This window comes from Novosphingobium percolationis (assembly GCF_020179425.1).
In the GTDB taxonomy this organism is placed as follows: Bacteria; Pseudomonadota; Alphaproteobacteria; order Sphingomonadales; family Sphingomonadaceae; genus Novosphingobium; species Novosphingobium percolationis.
In genome coordinates this window covers 1-4,553 of record NZ_JAILYM010000018.1, presented here as the reverse complement: position 1 = coordinate 4,553, position 4,553 = coordinate 1, and the positions used below count along the sequence as shown (strand labels likewise).

The window sequence follows — 4,553 nt, the reverse complement described above, 5'->3', positions numbered from 1 at the left end:
GTCAAGGGAAGGGCTTCCCATGCGAAGGGGCGCGCACTGAGCAACCATCCCCTCCCCTGTTTGCCCAAATAGGTAGCGGTTTTCCGTTGTCCTCGGTCACGATAGGTACGTTTTTAGGGCGGTACAGCCTATAGAGCACCTCCGACGGGACCGTCGCTATGGGCCGGAGCGACGCTGCTGGCCGGGTGCCCTGAATATGGCTTGCGTCGCGTTTCCTTTCATATATTACTTAGGTCTCTAATCATTTTTGAAAAGCCGGCTTGCGAGCACGTCCACAGAAGGCGGCCGCCCGGAAGGAGAGGGATGAAAATATGAGACTAACTGCTCTCGCGCCGGTCACGCTTGCGACACTGCTGACCTTGTCCCAAGGCGCATACGCTCAATCACAGACCGCCCAACCAGCTCCGACGCCGCCTTCTGACGCCCCCGCGGCGCAAGACCCAAACGCTGAGGGCGACATCATCGTGACGGCGCAGAAGAAGTCGGAAAATCTTCGCGACGTCCCGATCGCGATCAGCGCGATCAAGGGACAGGATCTCACCGCCCGCGGCTTCACAACGTCGATGGATCTTCCAGATCTTGTTCCAGGTGTGCGCTCAACTACCCCGGGTGGCGGTGCTTATGTCACGACGATCATCCGTGGGGTCGGCCAGCAAGATATCGCGCTTCACCAGGAAGCACCGGTCGCCACCTATGTGGACGGAGCGTATGTCGGCCTCTCGACCGCGCTGACTCAGCCGGTTTTCGACGTCGACCGTGTCGAGGTTCTCAAGGGGCCGCAAGGAACACTGTTCGGGCGCAATGCGACGGGTGGCCTTGTCCAATATATTACCCGAGCACCCAGCCAAGAGTTCGAGGCTTATGTCACGACCGAATATGGGAGCTACGACAAGTTCATGACGGAAGGGGCCGTCGGCGGCAGCCTTGGCGGTGACTGGTCAGGCCGTATCGCATATCATGCCGAAAAGGGTGGCGCATACATCCGCAATCCGATCGGGCCAGACCATAACGGCACAGATGTTCAAGCTGTCCGTGCGCAACTCCAGTATAAGCCCAGTAGCGATTTCCGGGCCCTGCTCAGCGTATATGCAGACCGTTTTCCGGACCAACCCGGCCCTGTCGCGAGCACGACGCGCGCGTTTATCGGGGCGAACGGTAAGCCGGTCGGCGTCACGCCCGGCAATTTTGCCGCGTATCAGAATTTCTGCCGCACGACAGTTGGGACAGTTCCGACCACTTATTCTCCACTCGGTGACTGCGCGGCATCACTGAAGAGCCCTTACAATGCGCCAACCGCCAACTACCTAAAATTCAACGGAAAATATCTTAACGCCACCGCGACAATCGATTGGACGATTGGGTCCGGAATCAAGCTGACGTCGATCTCAAACTATCAGTACTCCGATCAACTCTACAACACCCAGCTTGCGAGCGGATTCCCGACAGCTATTTTTAATCAAAGCAATCCTGGGGGCCGCCAATATTCCGAAGAGATCAGACTCTCCGGAAAGGTAAGTAATGTTGACTGGGTCGCCGGTCTTTATGGGTTGTGGATCAACAACCATACCGGCGCAAATGTTAATCTAAACGATATACCGTTCTATGGAATCAATCTCAATGCGGCCCTGCATCTGAGAACCACGTCTTACGCTGGATTTGCGGAAGCCACCTACCACTTTAGCCCCAAGTTCAGTGTTATTGTCGGCGGCCGCGTAACCAGTGACCAGAAGCGTGGTGTCAATCAGTCCTCCTGCACGACCAATCCTACGATCCCGGTCAATATTTGCGCAGTGATCGCAGGGGCGTCGCCGGTTCCGCTCGTGCAGTTCGTCGGATTCGACAAGTCAATATCAACGACATCCTGGTCAGGACGCATCGTTGCTCAATATAAACTCGATGAAAATGTCAATGTCTACGCTGGCGTAAACAGGGGCACAAAGGCAGGTGGGTTCAATACCGGTGCAAACGAGCTTTATCCCGTTTCCGTAGCCGAGTTCAAACCTGAGACGCTTGTGAACTATGAGGCCGGTGTTAAATCGAGAATGCTCAACGGAGTGCTCGATTTCAACGGTTCGATTTTCTATTACGATTACAAGAATCTACAAACCTTCTCGACCCAAAACTCGGCGCTCTACGTCTTTAACGTCGACGCATGGGTAAGGGGTGCCGAGTTCGACATGGTTATCCGCCCGATGCGCGGACTTAATTTTTCCGCATCCGCCAGTTATCTCGATTCAAAGGCCAAAAATGTTCCGGTTGGTGCGGGGTTTGCCGACTTTGTGCTCCCGAACGCGCCGAAATTCAGCTCGAACGTCTCGGCCCGCTACGAGTTCGACCTCGGCCCGGGCAAGGCTTCGATTTTCGGAAGCTACGCGAGGGTTGGCCGGCGGAGTACCTCGGCGGTTGATTACGCGATCGAAAATGTACCTGCCTACAACAAAGTGGATTTCAGGCTCGGATACGAGCTTGATCGCGTCTCATTTGCTTTCAACATCCGAAATTTGACGAATGCACTTATCTATAATTCCGGTGTTCCTTTTGAGACTATAACTGGATCGGTGTTCAATTCAGTTCTTGCGCCAAGAACTTTTTCAGGATCCATATCTCTTAGATTGTGATCGATCTTCAATTGATCCCAATGGCGTCTGCGGATGATGGCGACTATGCTGCTAGAGGTTTGGTGTAGGCTCCTGGCGGTGCATTATTCACCTTGGTCTGGAAGGAGCCGATATAGGCGATATTGCCTACCCAAGCGTCACAATGACCGCGGCGGCACCCGCAATTTCGGCTGCGGGGCGCAAACCCGGGACCAAGCACGAGTTCAAGGCACCACTTTTTCTCAACCAAGGGGGTATGTCGAGTGCTTGCAGACTATCTAGTCGCCATGTTTCCGGCGGTGAGGTCGAACCGATGACCGAGCGCGCGGATGTAGTCATTGTGGGCGCCGGGCATGGTGGTGGACAGACGGCGATCGCCCTGCGGCAAGCGAAGTTTGCGGGGACGATTGCGCTGGTCGGCGACGAGCCAGAACTGCCCTATGAACGGCCGCCGTTGTCCAAGGACTATCTTGCCGGCGACAAAAGCTTCGAACGCATCATGATCCGGCCGGCCGCCTTCTGGTCGGAACGCGAGATAACAATGCTGACCGGCCGCCGCGTGGTCATGGTCGATCCGACGGATAAAACCGTGGCCTTCGCCGATGGTGGCTCGCTCGGTTATGGCACGCTGGTGTGGGCGACCGGAGGCAGCCCGCGTAAGCTAACCTGCGCAGGGAATGACCTTGCCGGTGTCCATTCCGTGCGGTCGCGTGCCGATGTCGACCGGATGATCGCCGAACTGCCGGACGTTCGCCGCGTCGTGGTCATCGGCGGCGGCTATATCGGGCTCGAAGCGGCGGCGGTGCTGAGCAAGTTCGGCAAGCACGTCACCGTGCTCGAAGCGTTGGACCGCGTGCTTGCCCGCGTCGCCGGTGAACCACTGTCACGTTTCTATGAAGCCGAACATCGCGCGCACGGTGTCGACTTGCGTACCGGCGTCGCGATCGACTGTATCCTGGGTGAGGGCGGCAGGGCGACGGGTGTCCGCCTTGCCGATGGATCGGTCCTCGCCGTCGAGATGGTGATCGTCGGCATCGGGATTATTCCAGCGGTCGAGCCGCTAATTGCGGCGGGTGCCGAGGGCGGCAATGGTGTGCTGGTAGACGCACAGGGGCGCACGAGTCTGCCCGATATTTTCGCGCTCGGCGATTGTGCGGCCCACGCTAACCGTTTTGCCGATGGCGCGACGATCCGGCTTGAATCGGTTCAGAACGCCAATGATCAGGCTAGTGTCGTTGCCCGGACGATCACTGGCGATGCCGCGCATTATGATTCGGTGCCCTGGTTCTGGTCGAACCAATATGATCTTCGCCTGCAGACCATCGGCCTGTCGATCGGTCACGACACCGCGCTGTTGCGAGGCAATCCCGCAACGCGCAGTTTTTCGCTGATCTACCTCAAGCAAGGCCGAGTGATTGCGCTCGACTGTGTCAATGCCGCCAAAGATTTTGTCCAGGGCCGGAAGCTTGTGATCGACGGGCTTTCACCCAAACCCGACAGGCTGACCGACCCCTCCATCCCGCTGAAGGAGCTGATCGCCTGATATCGAGTTCCAGTGGTACTGGGATAACGGATCCACGTGATTGCGGGGTTGCGGGGTTGCGGGGTTGCGGACGGGACCGGGAAAACCCCCGGAGATGCCGGAATCTTTGAGTCCTCGATGAGGGAGACTTCGGAGCGGAGCTTGCCGAGAAGGCTGCTGGCATGTTCGCCCGCATCGACGTGGCCAAGTTACTCGGCGCGACACTGGCGGCCGTCCACAAGCGGCGCCAGTGCGGCCGGACCCTACTTGTAAGGGCTCGCGATCGTTGCGGTCTCAGCTCGCAATTGGAGCAGTTTGTTGCTCGAAATAGCCGACAGTAGAGGCCGGCCCCTGCCCACCCTCGGATGAAGGAAGTAGATCGGCATTGATCACGTCAGCATGGTTGAGCGCCATGCCATGCGAATAGCCCCTGT

General features: G+C 57.6%; 2 protein-coding genes. Both read left to right on the top strand.

The features are described from left to right. The first annotated feature begins 311 nt into the window (after positions 1–311). Entirely contained in the window at positions 312–2,618 is a 2,307-nt protein-coding gene (locus tag K3A84_RS20185) for a TonB-dependent receptor (RefSeq protein ID WP_130752793.1), read from the top strand. Positions 2,619–2,910: 292 nt separating this feature from the next. After that, positions 2,911–4,140, top strand: a complete 1,230-nt coding sequence (locus K3A84_RS20180; protein WP_069064527.1) for an NAD(P)/FAD-dependent oxidoreductase — start codon at positions 2,911–2,913, stop codon at positions 4,138–4,140. The last annotated feature ends 413 nt before the right edge of the window (positions 4,141–4,553 follow it).